General features: G+C 41.1%; 13 protein-coding genes, 1 tRNA gene and 1 pseudogene. 8 read left to right on the top strand and 7 right to left on the bottom strand.

Annotated elements, in window-relative coordinates; all coding sequences use genetic code 11:
* Positions 1–171: 171 nt before the first annotated feature.
* Positions 172–369 (top strand): annotated as a pseudogene (locus tag AC1RM2_RS22920) (helix-turn-helix domain-containing protein); the annotation flags it as partial.
* A 402-nt stretch (positions 370–771) separates the two neighbouring features.
* Here AC1RM2_RS22920 and mobC read toward each other — a convergent pair.
* From mobC to AC1RM2_RS22905, 3 genes are all read right to left on the bottom strand, one after another.
* Complete coding sequence (gene mobC / locus AC1RM2_RS22915) at positions 772–2,811, bottom strand: conjugal transfer protein MobC (RefSeq protein ID WP_492987475.1); 2,040 nt, start codon at positions 2,809–2,811, stop codon at positions 772–774.
* Positions 2,812–2,880: 69 nt separating this feature from the next.
* Complete coding sequence (locus AC1RM2_RS22910) at positions 2,881–3,822, bottom strand: DUF5712 family protein (protein ID WP_492987474.1); 942 nt, start codon at positions 3,820–3,822, stop codon at positions 2,881–2,883.
* 30 nt (positions 3,823–3,852) lie between these two features.
* Positions 3,853–4,392, bottom strand: a complete 540-nt coding sequence (locus tag AC1RM2_RS22905; protein WP_492987473.1) for a BfmA/BtgA family mobilization protein — start codon at positions 4,390–4,392, stop codon at positions 3,853–3,855.
* Between the two features lie 523 nt (positions 4,393–4,915).
* On the opposite strand from AC1RM2_RS22905, the gene AC1RM2_RS22900 reads away from it, so the two are divergent.
* From AC1RM2_RS22900 to AC1RM2_RS22890, 3 genes are all read left to right on the top strand, one after another.
* Entirely contained in the window at positions 4,916–5,119 is a 204-nt protein-coding gene (locus tag AC1RM2_RS22900) for a hypothetical protein (protein ID WP_492987472.1), read from the top strand.
* A 181-nt stretch (positions 5,120–5,300) separates the two neighbouring features.
* Positions 5,301–5,453 carry a hypothetical protein gene (locus AC1RM2_RS22895; protein ID WP_492987471.1) on the top strand — a complete coding sequence of 51 codons (153 nt, stop codon included), beginning with the start codon at positions 5,301–5,303 and terminating at the stop codon, positions 5,451–5,453.
* Positions 5,450–6,904, top strand: coding sequence for a recombinase family protein (locus AC1RM2_RS22890; protein WP_492987470.1), 1,455 nt, complete (start codon positions 5,450–5,452; stop codon positions 6,902–6,904). Before AC1RM2_RS22895 ends, AC1RM2_RS22890 begins: the two co-directional genes overlap by 4 nt.
* Positions 6,905–6,914: 10 nt before the next feature.
* Here AC1RM2_RS22890 and AC1RM2_RS22885 read toward each other — a convergent pair whose 3' ends face one another.
* Both AC1RM2_RS22885 and AC1RM2_RS22880 read right to left on the bottom strand, forming a co-directional pair.
* Entirely contained in the window at positions 6,915–7,958 is a 1,044-nt protein-coding gene (locus tag AC1RM2_RS22885; RefSeq protein WP_492987468.1) for a hypothetical protein, read from the bottom strand.
* A gap of 8 nt (positions 7,959–7,966) precedes the next feature.
* The gene (locus AC1RM2_RS22880; protein WP_492987467.1) at positions 7,967–8,521 is read right to left on the bottom strand and encodes a hypothetical protein; all 555 of its coding nucleotides are present in this window, start codon (positions 8,519–8,521) and stop codon (positions 7,967–7,969) included.
* Positions 8,522–8,623: 102 nt separating this feature from the next.
* Between AC1RM2_RS22880 and AC1RM2_RS22875 the strand changes: the two genes are divergently transcribed.
* Genes AC1RM2_RS22875 through AC1RM2_RS22865 form a run of 3 tightly spaced genes read left to right on the top strand, consistent with a single transcriptional unit; the run spans position 8,624 to position 11,443 of the window.
* Positions 8,624–10,066, top strand: coding sequence for a recombinase family protein (locus AC1RM2_RS22875; RefSeq protein WP_492987466.1), 1,443 nt, complete (start codon positions 8,624–8,626; stop codon positions 10,064–10,066).
* 44 nt (positions 10,067–10,110) lie between these two features.
* Positions 10,111–10,467: an ISAon1 family transposase N-terminal region protein gene (locus tag AC1RM2_RS22870; protein WP_492982898.1), complete on the top strand. Its 357-nt coding sequence runs from the start codon at positions 10,111–10,113 to the stop codon at positions 10,465–10,467.
* Positions 10,460–11,443: an ISAon1 family transposase gene (locus AC1RM2_RS22865; RefSeq protein WP_492982900.1), complete on the top strand. Its 984-nt coding sequence runs from the start codon at positions 10,460–10,462 to the stop codon at positions 11,441–11,443. The genes AC1RM2_RS22870 and AC1RM2_RS22865 overlap by 8 nt, the downstream gene beginning before the upstream one ends.
* 141 nt (positions 11,444–11,584) lie before the next feature.
* On the opposite strand, the gene AC1RM2_RS22860 is transcribed toward AC1RM2_RS22865, so the two are convergent.
* A tRNA-Phe gene (locus AC1RM2_RS22860) sits at positions 11,585–11,660 on the bottom strand.
* A 287-nt stretch (positions 11,661–11,947) separates the two neighbouring features.
* On the opposite strand from AC1RM2_RS22860, the gene AC1RM2_RS22855 reads away from it, so the two are divergent.
* On the top strand, positions 11,948–12,313 hold the full coding sequence (locus tag AC1RM2_RS22855) for an iron chaperone (RefSeq protein WP_492987465.1): 366 nt from the start codon (positions 11,948–11,950) through the stop codon (positions 12,311–12,313).
* 25 nt (positions 12,314–12,338) lie between these two features.
* On the opposite strand, the gene AC1RM2_RS22850 is transcribed toward AC1RM2_RS22855, so the two are convergent.
* Complete coding sequence (locus tag AC1RM2_RS22850) at positions 12,339–15,062, bottom strand: outer membrane beta-barrel protein (protein WP_492987464.1); 2,724 nt, start codon at positions 15,060–15,062, stop codon at positions 12,339–12,341.
* Positions 15,063–15,144 lie beyond the last annotated feature (82 nt).

Below are 15,144 nucleotides of genomic sequence, written 5' to 3'. Positions count from 1 at the left end.
TGGAAATATAAATAGTTTGTGATATAATTTTAACATTATAAAATGTCGGATTTACAGCTATAATTAAGCTTATTTATATCTGCTTTGCACGGAGTGAATGATGTTGGTCAAAACGGGGCACTCTTCACTACTTAAAGCACTCTCAAATGCCAACAACGTATTCAAGGGGTTGTATTGACAGGACAGAGTACACAAAAACATATTCAGAACAAGCTGATTGAAAAAGTTAAGGAGAAACTATCTACAACGGATTTATCCCTGAGCGAAATTGCATATGATTTGGATTTTGAACATCCGCTATCGCTTAAAAAGCTGTTCAAAATAAAAACCAACTTTTCGCCCTTGAAGTTTAGGCATTCATTCAATTAGTCAGTGTTAATAAAATATGTTGTCGTATTGTTATTAAAAGATTATTGAGGGTCTTGAAACTGCATCCGAGATTACCCTACAAGAGCCTGTTATCTTGAAGAACAGGCGAAATTTGTTGGTCGGTAATTCACAAAAAGTCAAATAAAAAAATGATGGAAGAATAAATAATAATAAATCAAATAATTTACGACGGCATGATCAGCTTACTTTTGCCTGCCATTGGAGAGATCAAATGGATCTTGAATTGGATAATCTGGAAATTCAGGAATATGAAAAAATCCGGGAGTGTCATTATTATTTCCTATTCCGTTTTAAATTTTCAGCTTGCAATACAAATCTTGGGAATCAGTTATCTAAATTTAGTTATTTAAATAGTGATACTTTACCGCCTTAGCTTGGCTTTCATATCGATATATTTTGCTCTTCGTTATTTGCGGTACCATCTTTTAACTTTTCTTGTTCTTCCTTCTGAATTTGAAGTCGCTCTTTCGGTTTCCTGGCTTCGATCTTTTCCATTTCCTCAGCAATAAGCACGCTTATTGCTGCTTTGATTTTCTGGTAGTTTTCTTCCACATCTTCCGGCGAAACATATTCCACTAAAGGTATCGGTTTGTATCCGGCTTCTTCTTTAGCAATGGCCTCATGGTCGTTCTGTATCTCACTGTGAAATAATTTAAGCTGTATTTTTTGTTCGGGATTATCGGCCACCATACCGACAAAATCACCTGACGACAATGTTGCAATTTTAGAGGCTGGTATCGCGTAATCCAATTGGGTAGCTTTGGTGGTAGAGGTATCGCTGCTGTTAATGGTCATGCTGTTCTTATCCTGCACGATCTTGCCAAAGTTATCGGCTAAGGTTTTGGCAGTATCCCCGGTCACCTGCCCGCTGATGATATTCCCGACAATTCCTGTAATGACGTCTGCCTGTTCAGCGCCATAATCTTTTCGTAGCTGGCTGAAATCCTGTACGGCTAAAGTCGTGGCCACCTTATTGCTCCGCGCCGTGGCGATCAGGCTGTCCATGTTATTGAAAAAGATGGTTGGAAACTCGTCAAAGATCAGGCTGCTTTTTAACTGGCCCTTCCGGTTTACCAGTTTGATCATACGGGATATATACAGCGATAATACCGCCCCATAAATTTGTAGTTTCTGCGGGTTGTTTCCCATGCAGACGATCTTCGGTTCTTCTGGATTATTGACATCCAGCGTAAAGTCATTGCCGCTCAACACATAGTATAATTGGGGTGAAGCTAACCGGGCCAGCCCTATTTTGGCGGAAGCAATCTGACCCTCTAATTGGGCACTGGCGCTATTGTTATAAGCTAGAATAAAAGGATTGATCAATACCCGCACCTGTTCTTCTTCCTGTAATACGGAGAATAGCTGTTCATAATCAGTTTGCATCAGTTCGATCACATGGGGCAAGGTGCAATATTTACCATCCTGGTATTTGCGCAGATACCATATTACGGCTGTCAAAAAGTTGATCGGGCTTTCCACGAAAAATTCGCCTTGTTTTTTTATCCACTCGCGGTTAAGTCCTAACATGATCGTGCGGCTCGCTTCCGTCGCGTCCGTAATATCGGTCATAGCTTCCGGCTCCAGCGGATTGCAGCGATGGGTATGGTTCAGGTCATCGAAATTGATCACATAAAACGAAGGTCTAACCTTATAGCTATCCTTGTACATTAACAGCTTGTTATAGGCGATTTTCGAGAGGTCATCGTATTTAAAATCATAGACGAACATGGAAAAGCCTTTTTTGATATGCTGGTCGATAACGTGCCTTATCACGAAGTAAGATTTACCCGCGCCGGGTGTGCCTGCCACCAATATGCCCCGGAATGGATTGATAAAATTGATCCATGAATCGCGTATCCGGCCTTTGAGCTGGTATTTGGCAGGCAGGTTAATGGAGTACTCATTTTCCAATAATTCTTCCTGCTGCGGGAAAGTTTCATTTTCTGAATTGAAGATATCCTTAATCAGTTTGTCTTTTAACAAGCGTGATAACCAGGTGCCACCTGTTAAGATGAGCAAATAACCTATCCCTGTTAAGGCCATATAAACAATGGCAATTACGGGTAAACTGACCGGCAGGTAAAAACTTAATTTGCTTATAAAATAAACGAGCAGGCCAGAAAGGAGATAGGCAATAATGCTCTTGTAATTGATCTTCTCATCCTTTTTGCCTTTTACGCCGGTTAAGGATATGATCAAAAACAGCAGGGCCGCAAGTTTCGGTTTCCACAGATCATTAAATAAACCTACACGGGCAATGTTGCCTATAATGCGGTCAGTTATCATTGCTGTCCAATGCCAGCTTATAAATGCCTGGTAACAGCAGATATAAAAATGGATAGCCAATATGAATATGCTGATCAATCTGGTAAAATCGATGATCTTGCGCAATCCTTGTGTATCTTCTCCTGTTTGCATGAGTCCTTCCTACATCCTCCCCCGATAGGGAGAACATTGATCTTTATAGTAAATATCTAATTGAATTGATTATAAAGTCAGTCCCTGATCTTGTTGCCGCTCGTTATTTTTTCTTTTTTTCTTTTTACGCGGGATGATCGGCGCCACGTCGGTTCCCCCTTTGGCGAGAGCGATCTGTAGTATATTGGCAGGGGCTTGTGTCCTGCCCTGGTTTTTGACGGGCATGTTTTGTTGCTGCTTTTGGGCCGGCCTTATTTTCTGCCCGGTTTCATGGGTTCGCTTTTCCGCATGCAGCGCTATTCTTTGGTCAAGTGTTCCTTTCTTCTTTTGGTTGGCATAGCTAAAAGTATCTGTAAAACCGCGTTCAAAACTAAAATATTTGTCAAACAGCGTTTCACCTGATTGTTTAAAGGCCGAGCGATCAAACTGACCCAGTTTCTGGGAATGAGCCGCATTTTTACCCCGTGAATTGTTCATTGGGCTGAGTTTGACTTTATTGGTAATATCCTTGCGGCTGACGATGACCTGTATATGCATTTGTTCGCCCGGCTTGCGTTCACCGCGCTTTTTTAATCCTTGTTTAACTTCGGGGTCTTTATGGCTATAATAACGGTAGTTTTCCAGCTTACCGAACCAAAGAAGATCTTTATTGCTATTAATGCCCGGCCGCTTGAAATTCATAGCGTATTCGTCCATGATCTTAGCTGCATAGGCCTTCAGTTGCTGTTGTGCACCATGTTCCCCGTACTTTTCTTTGAGAAAGGCGATCTCCTTCTGGCTTGGGCTGATATTGATAAGGAAAAACTTGGAATCGGCCCTGCCCAGTTTAGCCACATTAGTATCTATGGCCTGCATGGTTTCAAAGGATTGTATGCTATGACGTTCCTGGTTAAACCATAGTTCCGGTCTTCTTTCCTTATCCATCCGGTTTTCCTTATCCAGATAGTGAACCAGGCTACTGCTGCTACCTTTGTTATCTGCAGTTTCGCTGTCAGTGATATTGATATACATAATATGCCTCCTAACCCTTTGAAGGGAGATTTATAGTTTGCTGATATGTTGCCTTGTTTCCTGTAGTAATGTTTCCCTATCCTTTGACGAAACATTATAGCTGGTTTTGCTATAATAATTCAGGATATACAGGAATTTAAGTTTCAGGCTTTCCTTGTCATCCAGTTTATCAGAAATGGTTTTAAGCAGGCGATTTGTTTCAGTTGATTGCTGTGCCTGGCCTGCCAGTATATCCCGGTTGGCTTTTAAGACGTGGTTATTAAAGCTGTCGATAATCTTGAACTGCGAAGCGACCATGCGGTCAACCTCGGTCTTGATGGGAATAAGCATTTTTTCTTCCTGTGCCCGAATAAAACGAATATAGGTATCGTGATTTTTGACCAGCGTGTTTTTCAATACCTCATCATTAATATCCGCCGGGTCTTTGCCGGTACGGTGAAAGTACTCGACCATCTGGCTGAACAATTGCAGTTTGCCACGCCCCAATTTTTTAGTCAGCTTACAGATTTTATCGTCGAGCGCAATAGGAAACCGGATGGTTTTCACATTAAGGTCTTTAGCTATTTTCATCTTATTTTTTAATCATTGTATACACCACTGTATACATTTTTCCGGCGTGCCGGTACTTCTATGGGCACAATGTATACCCGGAGTATACATGAAACCCCGTTTGCTGGGCAAACGGCAAGCAGAATAGGGCTCTGCCCAATTCCCGCTTGCTCCAATTTTTCGAAGAAAAATAGGACGCTCTTAGCCGCATATCGGCTTCGCCCGTATGCTAATTCTGAGCAGCATCATGCCGCCTGCCCGGCGGGTCAATTGGAATAAAGGATCGTAAAAGCTGACGTATCCGCTGTGGCGGCTCCGTTCGGATGCGTTTGATTTTAGCATAGAATTGGCCGTTAAATGCTCGGCCCTTGAGATCGGACATTATTTTTTGATTTTTCATGACTATCTGAATTGATAGTCAAAGGTGGGGTGGTTGATTTATTGCTGTTCGCAAGAGGCGCGGTAGTTGCGATAAAAAAAGAAAATTGATTGATAATATGTCCCGATTGTTTTATCATTACCAATTAAATCTCATCTCTAAATCATGGAAACGCAAGCCATTAAAAGTTCGATCATGCCCCAGGTCGTATTGTTTGAATTAAATGGTACTGAAGTAATATACAGATCGGAGGGCATTGAATTTTACATCATCAAAGACCCAGATGATAATATTTTTTTCTTAGCGAAGACCCAATCCAAAGTCGAAAGCTTAAAATATCTAAAAGGCCTTACACGCCGGATGAATTGATGGATGCGTTCATCGCATTCGTTCTTTCCTTCCTGAAAGAGTATTTTAAGGATGTACCTTTAACTAATAGGAGCAATTAAATCGAGGGTATTTATTTTTCGTTCGCATTTCACGACTTTCTTGCGAACCTCAATTCTAAAATTCCGGCATCTTCGTATCTTTTAAGAGAAAGGACACTAAGATGTTAACGGAAAAACGCTCCATAACCCCGCACAAAGCTATCGATCTGTTCGAAAAGAATGGTATTACTATTGACAAAGAAGAGGCCGAGCAGATCATTGCGTTCCTATATCTACTTGCAGAAATATTCATTAACGAGATGGCCCGAGTATGATGTTGACAGCTATCTTGTATATCAGGGTTAGTACCGACGAACAGGCAGATAAAGGTTATTCCCAACGCAATCAGGACGAAGTACTGCACAAGTATTGTCAGCTGAAGGAAATCAGCGTACTTGAAGTAGTTTACGAAGACCACTCGGCCAAAACATTCAACCGTCCTGCCTGGCAGGCCATGTTTTCCGGCTTAAAGAAAAACAAACGCCGTAGTCCAGACCTCATCCTGTTTACCAAGTGGGACAGGTTCAGCCGCAATGCGGGCGATGCTTATCAAATGATTAGTCATTTGCGCAACTATAAAATCGAACCGCAGGCCATCGAACAGCCACTTGACCTGTCCGTACCCGAAAATAAAATGATGTTGGCCTTTTATCTGGCGGCTCCCGAAGTAGAGAATGATCGACGTGCACTGAATATCTTTCACGGGATGCGGCGGGCGAAAAAAGAAGGCCGCTGGATATCTTCTGCGCCGGTCGGCTATGTCAATAAATCCTATGAAGATGGTCGCAAGTACATCGCGGTTAAAGAACCGCAGGCAGCTATCATGCGATGGGCTTTCCAAGAAATAGCTTTGGGTAAATACGCGGTGGAACAAATTTGGAAGTTGGCCAAGGGACGGGGTCTGGCCTGTGGCCGCAATAATTTTTGGAACCTTATCCGCAACCCGGTTTACTGCGGTAAGATCATTATTCCTTCTTTCAAAGACGAACCCCTGCACCTGGTCGATGCTCAACATGAGCCCATCGTCAGCGAAGTGGTCTTTAACCAAGTACAACAGGTATTAAACGGCAGGCTACGGCAGGCTAAAAAGATGGTCAGTCCGTCGCAACTGCCATTGAGGGGCTTTTTAAAATGTCCCAAATGCACCCGTATGCTCACAGGCAGCCCCTCCAAAGGCAGCCGTAACTATTACTATTATTATCATTGTTCCTCTTCCTGTGGCACCCGTTTCAGCGCTGATCAGGTTAATAGAGCGCTGATAGATGAATTAAAAAAATATGTAGCCAGGCCGGAAGTAACTTTGTTGTTCAAAAAGATCATTATGGATGTGGCACAACACAAATATACTGACCAGCAAAACCGGCAAAAACAAACGTTAAAGCAACTCGAAGATCAGCAAACCCGTTTAAACCGAGCCAGAGACCTGTTGCTGGTAGGAGATCTCGATTCCGATGACTACCGCAACATTAAAACGGAAGCAGAAAAGAAGATAGCTGTTTTGAACGACTTGCTTGCTTCTATGAACGACCCAATGCAACTGGTACAACGTGCATTAAAGAAATATGAGAAGCAATTATTAAACCTGGCACTTTTCTATCAAAATGCAACCGTAGAACAAAAACGTAAATTGGTTTGCTTGCTATTTCCGGGTAATTTGAAATATATGGGAAGCCATTTCGTAGTTGATAAGACGGGGGATGCTTTAAGGATAGTTTATAATACGTAAGCTCTTTTAATTATTTAGGGCTCAATTCAGGAAAAGCTTCGCCCTCTACAAAGCGTTTCAGCAGTTCAGGTACTTCCTGGCGTAGTTTCTCTTCCAGTTCAACACCGCTCCAGATATGAGTTTCTCTAATACCATATTGTGCAGCATAACTTTTGATCACTGCTCGGGTATTGACACTTACCCGACCTCCACAAACGACCGTAAAACAATTCGGGATGGCATTTTTTTTAACCAGTTTGTCGATATCATCTGTGACTTTCTTTAAAACAAGTGAGCGGTAATTAGCGCATTGATAACAATAGCTCTTGTCCTCGCTAACTCCCCATATATCGCGCCCGTCATCGTCTCCGGTTTGCCCAAGCCACTCTATACTATCCCAATTCTTTAACCTGGAAATGTAGGCAAACACCAGCCGTTCAAATTCAGTGCCGCTACGGTCTTCAAAATGGATAGGCAACACTGTTTTCTCAACTAATAATGAAGTTCCTCTACCGGTTTTAAGATAGTCAACAATATTTTCAACAGCTATTTCAGTTCCTTTGGATGGGGCTAAAGTGATTAAGTCGGCCATTGCCCTCCGATTATCCTTAACAAATTCCTTTGCAATTCTGAAGTCTTTTAATGCTTTTTGCTGAATGATATCATTAAACAGTTTTTCTATTAACTGTACAACCTCCGAGGCATCTCTGCAAAATTTCTTTAATGGAATCAGGATTAAACGCAGATCTTTTTCCACAGGGTTAGCATCTTCAGGCCTGGTGCTGTATTTAAAATGATAGGGATTACGGTTAGTAATCAAAATTGCGGGTAAAAGATCTTGGGCATCCTGCCCATTGATATTATGCCAGGAAAGGACTTCGTCTTCAAAATGCACCCGATTGGTTCCACGAATGATAACTGCATTATTCCGCGCAGCGATAGTGACCATTCGCTCATAATTCTGATTTAAAGCGTTACCAATCGGTGTGTCCCAGCCATAATCAAGTAAATAAATATAATAATCCCGGCTGCCATCAGCCGGTAAATTATTCAGTGATTCTACATAAAGTCCCATACGTTGTATTAGATTAAGCCTGTTTTTCGCAAATCTTCTACAACAACTATAACACTTGCGCGGATATGCTCGTAATATTCTATGGCTTGCATTTTGGAACTGAAATTTGCTTTGATTAACTCATCCCGTAATGATTGCACCAATAATTCAAGGGGTTTGTAATCCCATTCCCTTTGTGACATAAAGATTTGTACAATAGGTTTTGCGCCCTCATATTTTAATGCAGTATTGAAGTCTGTAAGTATTTTACCGAACAAGTAGCCGGGTATTACCATGCCTTGGCTTAAATCCGGATAATAGCTGCCCCATTGTTTTATTTTAGCAAAGCTGCTAAGAACACCATTAGCAACATGAATCAAAGATGTTCTGATTTCATCGGCTATAGCGCTGGGTTCAGCTAATTGCTTTTTTAGGCTTTCATGTTCATTTTTGAGTTCTGCGTTTTGATTTTGTTCTTTAATTAAATCCTCTTTTTCTTCGGGATTTTTAGCATATAAACCAATTTTAAAATCGCTTATTTCTATTTGGTGTAACAGGTCGTAATAACTTTCAATTGCGGTCATTTTAAAGGTTTTAAGGTTCATAATTCTGTAAATATATGGAAAAATACGACGGTTATTTGCCTGAAAAACCTTAAATTGGTAGTGTATCAAAAGGTTAAAAACATGAAAAAAGCAGCATTGTATGTGAGGGTAAGCACCGATGAACAAGCCGAAAAAGGCTATTCCCAACGTAACCAAGAAGAAGTGTTACGTAGGTACTGCGAAATAAAATCCATAGAGGTTGGCAAGGTGTATTATGAAGATCATTCAGCTAAAACATTTAACCGCCCAGTCTGGTCAAAAATTTTAGTTGACCTGCGAAAAAGCCGCGGCCAAGCTGATCTGATCCTTTTTACCAAATGGGATAGGTTTAGCAGGAATACGGGAGATGCGTATTATATGATTAACCTGCTCAATAAATTTGGTGTCGAACCACAAGCGATTGAACAGCCACTTGACCTGGAAATACCGGAAAACAAAATGATGCTGGCCTTTTATCTTGCTGCGCCGGAAGTAGAGAATGACCGCCGAGGCTTAAATGTTTTTCATGGTATTCGCCGTGCAAAGAAAGAGGGGCGTTGGACTTCAAGCGCACCTGTGGGTTATGCTAACCTTATTGAAAACGGGCGAAAATATATAGCACCTAAAGAGCCCATCGCTTCTGCTATGCGCAAAGCGTTTAAAGACGTATCAGAAGGTAAGTTTACCTTGCGGGAAATTTACAAGCAAGCAAAAGAGAATGGCATTACTTGCGGGTACAATAACTTTTGTAATATCCTACGGAGTCCGATCTATTGCGGGAAAATACCCGTTCCTAAATATAAGGACGAAGAAGCTTTTTTGGCAAACGGACAGCATGAGCCATTAGTAAGCGAAGTGCTTTTTAATCGTGTTCAGGATGTTTTGAACGGTAATATAAAAGGAAAAGCCACAACGATACGCAGTTCGGAACATCTACAATTGAGGGGATTTTTAGATTGCCCAAAATGCACTCGCAAATTGACCGGCAGTTCTTCCAAAGGTCAGGCCGGACAATATTATCATTATTACCATTGCGGAATCGCTTGTAAATGGCGTATCAAAGCAGAGGACGTTAATAAAGCCGTTGATAAGGAAATTTTGAAGGTCGGCATAAGAGAGAAGTATGAACCGTTTTACAGAGAATGCATTAGTAAAAGCTTCCGCTTGCACTCCAATAACGGCGAATACAGCCAAAAACAGATGGTTGAGCAGATTAAGGCACTGAATGCACGTATTACCCAGGCCAGAGATCATTTCATGGCGGGAGAGTTTACCCATGCAGATTTTAAGGCAGTCAAAAACCAGTGCGAAATTGAGATCAATTCCCTTGAAAAAAAACTGCCGGATATTATTCTATCTACTAAAATGGTCGATCAAAAGCTAAATGGGCTAATGTCGAACCTTAACATATTGGCTGACAAGTATAAACAAGGTGATACTGAGCAAAAGAGACGTATAATTAGTTCGATCCATCCCCAAAATATAGGTTTTTCAGGATTAGAACATCGAACTAATGGATCAGTCCGAAAAGTTGTGGGCGAATAAAAAAAGTATTTGTTTTGCGGCAGGAATAACAAATACGAATACCCTTGTCAGCAGCATACGAAACCCTTGTCCGTTTAATCTTACCAGAAGGTATCTTAGCATATTTTGAGCTTATAAATGTTAATTCTTCAGAAAATGGGCAGCTAAACATTTACCTGGAAGAAAAGAACCTCGCTCCATCGGGGTATGAAAAGGCACAACTTGAATCAAAAGGTTTCTTACCGGAAACAGCTATACAGGACTTTCCCATCCGCGGTCATAAAGTAGCTCTTTGTATCAAAAGACGCAGGTGGGAAGTAAAAACAAGTGGAGAGATCATCACAAGAGACTGGGATTTAGTAAGAAAAGGTGCGCGAATGACAACAGAATTCGGCACTTTTTTAAAAGGTATATTTGGATAATCATCCTATTAGCAGCCATTTATTAGGCAAGTTATATCAGGTGGACGGCAAGCAGCTCGGTCAGCAATATAAAGATCACCTGAGTGATTTTCAGAGCTGGGGCCAGAAAGAGCATGCAGAGGAGTGGATGCTGTTTGCAGATAATATAGGCCCTTACCTTAGTATAGATGAAACCGCCTTGAGCAACGGAGAACTGTATACCATTGTTACCAATAAAGCAGCCAAAGGGGGTAAAAAGGCTATCGTAGCGATGATCAAAGGCACACAGGCCGAACAGATCATGGCTGTACTGGAGCGAATACCTGTCCGTAAAAGGAATAAAGTTAAGGAAGTGACGATGGATATGGCTGCTAACATGATCAAAGCTATCCGCAGGTGTTTCAATAATGCTGTGCGGGTTGTTGACCGGTTCCATGTACAAAAGCTGGCTTATGATGCTGCACAGGAAGCTAGGATCAAATATCGCTGGGAAGCATTAGAGCAAGAGAACAAAGCAATAGAGGACGCTAAAAAGAACAAGCAAAGCTATCAGCCTGAAGTATTTAGCAACGGGGATACTTTAAAACAATTACTGGCCAGAAGCAGGTATCTACTATTTAAACACCCATCTAAATGGACCGTATCACAGAAAGAAAGAGCTGATTTGTTGTTTCCAAGGTATCCCTTGTTGCTCAAAGCCTACAACCTGTCAATCCGGCTGGGGCAGATTTTCACTATCTGTAAAGACAAGCAGCAGGCGTTTAAAAGACTGGCAATCTGGTATAATGATGTAGAAGACGCAGGTATTGATGCTTTTAAAACTGTTGCCAGATCTGTAAAAACGCATTATGAATCTATCTTAAACTTCTTCGATAACAAGAGTACCAACGCATCTGCAGAATCTTTCAACGCTAAAGTCAAGGCTTTCAGAGCTACTTTAAGAGGTGTAAGGGATACTTCTTTCTTCTTATTCAGACTTGCTAATATCTATGCCTAACTTTTTATCCCCCCCCACAAGAATTCCGCTTGATCCGAACTAATCGGATCAATGAAACCGTAGGGGCTATCTTGCTGATTAATAAACGATTGGGGGCAAAAAAAAACTGGACAGAATCAGAATTATCTGACCTGTCCAGTATGGTGGTATCAGCTGGGATCGAACCAGCGACACAAGGATTTTCAGTCCTTTGCTCTACCGACTGAGCTATGATACCTCCTTTTGGGGAGTGCAAATGTAGCTTTTTTTTTGTGTTTGGAAATTATTTTTTAAAAATAGTTTATAAAAAGCATCCAACACACTGTAATAAAGGCCATTATTTTTACCGAAATCTTTTTTAAACTGCCTGTTGACATCCGCTGCTCTTCTATATATTCTCTATCCGGCCATACAAAAAATTGTTACACAAATACAGCATCACTTAACACACGTGATATAGGTTTTGTATATTTAGGCCTTCTATCTATTTATAACCCTGACAACCAATTACTTAAAACAATTTTTATGACAACAGCCAAACCAGCCTCTATCGACGATTATATTGCAGGCTTTCCCGAGGATATTCAACAAATATTACAACAGGTACGCGCTACCATCAGGCAGGCGGCCCCGGAAGCCGAAGAAAAAATAAGCTATGCCATGCCTGCCTTTACTTTACATGGTAACCTTATTTACTTTGCAGGTTATAAAAGCCACATTGGGCTTTACCCAACGCCAGCCGGGATAGATGAATTTAAAGATGACCTTGCCAAATACAAAGGTGCAAAGGGGTCTGTTCAGTTTCCCATTGATCAACCTATGCCATTAGACCTGATAGCCAGGATCACTAAATTCCTGGTAAAGCGCAATTTAGAGAAAGCCAAAAAGTAAACCTGCGTTAACTTAAACCGGCTAACTATTTTGTAACAGATTTATTGAACTTAAACTGAAGCGTAAGCATGAAGTATCTTTTGATTATCTGTGACTGAACATCAGTTATCGAATTTTCATTAACCGCCCTGGCAGTACTGATATTTTGGTTGAAAATATCGTAGCAGGATAGCTTTATCTCGCCCCTATCCTTTTTCAAAAAACCACGTGCCAGGCTCAGGCTAAGCAAGTGGCTATTTTTTTGAAAACCCGCTGGCACCAATGGGTTATATAAATAGGTATAACTTCCCTCAAGGTTCATTCGTTTTGGCCAGTAAACATTAAAATGCGCATTGGCGTTGTGCATAATATAATTTTGATTATTGAAATTTACCCCGCTGTAAACTGTGTGAACATTACTTACTGTATATTCCGGGTTTATTTCTATAATGTCTTTCCAATTAACAGAAAAACGTTCGGTTATATTAATACTATAACTGTCCTGATAACCATCCTGGTGGTTCAGCACATAAAAATCGTGGTTTTTGCTTATAGTTAAATTGCTTGCCGCACTAAACTGTAAATCCTTTCTTTTTGCAAACCGCTTGCTAAACCTGCCGCTAAAACCATAGTTGTACCTGCCATTCCTGTTAATAGGCGTACTTGTTTCAATCAGTTGAGCATCAAGCGTGTGTTCCCTGAAAATGCTGTTTTTTTCAAAGGCGGCATTTGCAGAAAGGTACAGAATAATGCCACTTTGGTAATTATATTTATTAAAGTTGATATTGAAGTTATCGCGGGTTGTAGGCTTTAGGTCCGGATTACCGGTTACCGAAAATAATGGACTAAACACTACTGTATAGGGTATCATATCGCCAATATTGGGCAACTGAACACTCTGGTTGTACCCTGCAGAAAAGTTATTGACGCTCAGTTCGGCACTGGGCAGCAAATTGGTAATGTGTTGATTTATATCCTGCGAATTCCTGTTAAAAACGTTATTTACTTCCTGCAGCATGGCCGATAAATGAGCAGTAATAGTAATATTCTTCGGAAAGTGATAGCTAATACCCGGCGTTAAATTTTGCACCCATTTGTTTCGGGTTAAATCGCTGCTTTGCACCAGTAAAAGGCTATCATACCTGCCAGTCACGGGGTTATAATTATAGGTTGATACCTTGTTTAACTGGTTACTGTAATCTAAACCCGCGCTTACATCGATAGTTAACTTCTGATTTACGGGGTAACGGTACGATGCCTTGATACGGGCATCATTATCCCTGTTATTGTTTATATCCTGCCGCATAAAAGTGTATGAGGGAAATGAAGTGATGTACGACGTTAGCTGCTGGCTATCAAAGCCATTGCTCCGGCTTGGATTGATTTGCAGATTTTGTTCTATATTAACAGATGCCCCCTGCTTTTTCAATTGCCGGTTATAACTCAATGCATGCTCAAACCTAAAATTGTTCCCCGACGAGTTATTGCTGTTAACAGCGTTGTTAATTGGATTAATAAAATTACTGAAACTATTACTACTATAACCGCTTGAACCATCGTTTTGCGCAATGTTGATAACGGGATCGTATTTAACCTCTGTGGCTTGGTCGGGCTTCCATCGTACTGATGCACTTAAAGAATGCTTACCGGTGGTATTGCGGTTGTTGCTTACTGACCGGGTTGTGGCAATAGTATCGGCTAAAAACTGCTGCCTGTTGGTAACCGTATTAAACGCGGTACTATTATGGTTGTACAGGTATGATAGGTTCACTTTTAGTTTTTTTCCGTAATCGGTATTGATATTAATGCCGCCCGATGTTGTTGTTTGCTTGCCTGCAGGTGCCCTGCCAAAACCAAAACCTCCCTGCGAAAACGCTACGCCCCCCCTGTTTACGCCGCCCATTGTATACAGATCGTTAAAATCAAACCCGGTGCTATTAAGGTTGTTACTTACGCCTAACAGGCTCACTTGTAAAGTATCCCTGAACAGGTTTATCAGGCCGCCGGCCTGGTAATGATCTTGCGTACCTGCACCCCCGTAAACTTTACCAAAAAGGCTTTTTTTCAATATCTTTTTAAATTTAAGGTTGATTATTTTATTCAGCTGTGCCGCGGGCACCACGTGATCCGGATCGTTTTCGCGATCGTCATAAACCTGCACTTTGGCTATCATATCAGCATCAAGGTTTTTAGATGCTATCCTTGGATCGTTAACAAAAAATTCGCGGCCGTCAACCAATATCTTTGTTACATTTTTGCCCATAACGGTTATAGTACCATCGCTGGCAACCTCCAGGCCGGGCAGCTTCTTCAGCAGGTCTTCCACCACGGCATTGGGGCGGGTTTTAAAAGCCTCGGCATCAAATTCAATGGTGTCCTTGCGTATTACAATGGGCATACGTTCGCCTTTAATCACCACCTCTTTTAATTGCCTGGAACGCATACTAATAGCCCCCAGGTTAAGCACCTGTCCTTTAAAAAGTGTAAAAAGTTTGCGATAAGGTTGATAGGCAACAAATGTGATGAGAACCTTAAGCGGAATCCCTACCGGCATATTGTGTAAAGAAAAAGTGCCTTCCTTATCACTTAAAGTGTAAGCCACCAAAGTTGATGTAGTATCGCGGGTATCTAAAACGGCTATAGTAGCAAATTCAACTGGTTTTTTATCCAACGAATCGATGAGCTTTCCTTTAATGTTCCCTTTATTTTGCGCACTGGATAATATCCCGGCGAACAATAACAACACAGTTAGTGGAAGTATTTTACACATCTATGCAATAAGTTTAAGTATTACTAAAGATGCGCAGTTTTAATAACTATATCGAAAACATTAACATAAATAAAGAAATTTT

The organism is Mucilaginibacter sp. GW822-FHT03E02, assembly GCF_058801545.1.
This window is presented reverse-complemented; position numbering and strand designations above follow the sequence as displayed.

Coding starts and splice junctions, on each gene's coding strand:
- mobC (WP_492987475.1), bottom strand. CDS start 2,811: ATGCAAACAGGAGAAGATACACAAGGATTGCGCAAGATCATCGATTTT.
- AC1RM2_RS22910 (WP_492987474.1), bottom strand. CDS start 3,822: ATGTATATCAATATCACTGACAGCGAAACTGCAGATAACAAAGGTAGC.
- AC1RM2_RS22905 (WP_492987473.1), bottom strand. CDS start 4,392: ATGAAAATAGCTAAAGACCTTAATGTGAAAACCATCCGGTTTCCTATT.
- AC1RM2_RS22900 (WP_492987472.1), top strand. CDS start 4,916: ATGGAAACGCAAGCCATTAAAAGTTCGATCATGCCCCAGGTCGTATTG.
- AC1RM2_RS22895 (WP_492987471.1), top strand. CDS start 5,301: ATGTTAACGGAAAAACGCTCCATAACCCCGCACAAAGCTATCGATCTG.
- AC1RM2_RS22890 (WP_492987470.1), top strand. CDS start 5,450: ATGATGTTGACAGCTATCTTGTATATCAGGGTTAGTACCGACGAACAG.
- AC1RM2_RS22885 (WP_492987468.1), bottom strand. CDS start 7,958: ATGGGACTTTATGTAGAATCACTGAATAATTTACCGGCTGATGGCAGC.
- AC1RM2_RS22880 (WP_492987467.1), bottom strand. CDS start 8,521: ATGACCGCAATTGAAAGTTATTACGACCTGTTACACCAAATAGAAATA.
- AC1RM2_RS22875 (WP_492987466.1), top strand. CDS start 8,624: ATGAAAAAAGCAGCATTGTATGTGAGGGTAAGCACCGATGAACAAGCC.
- AC1RM2_RS22855 (WP_492987465.1), top strand. CDS start 11,948: ATGACAACAGCCAAACCAGCCTCTATCGACGATTATATTGCAGGCTTT.
- AC1RM2_RS22850 (WP_492987464.1), bottom strand. CDS start 15,062: ATGTGTAAAATACTTCCACTAACTGTGTTGTTATTGTTCGCCGGGATA.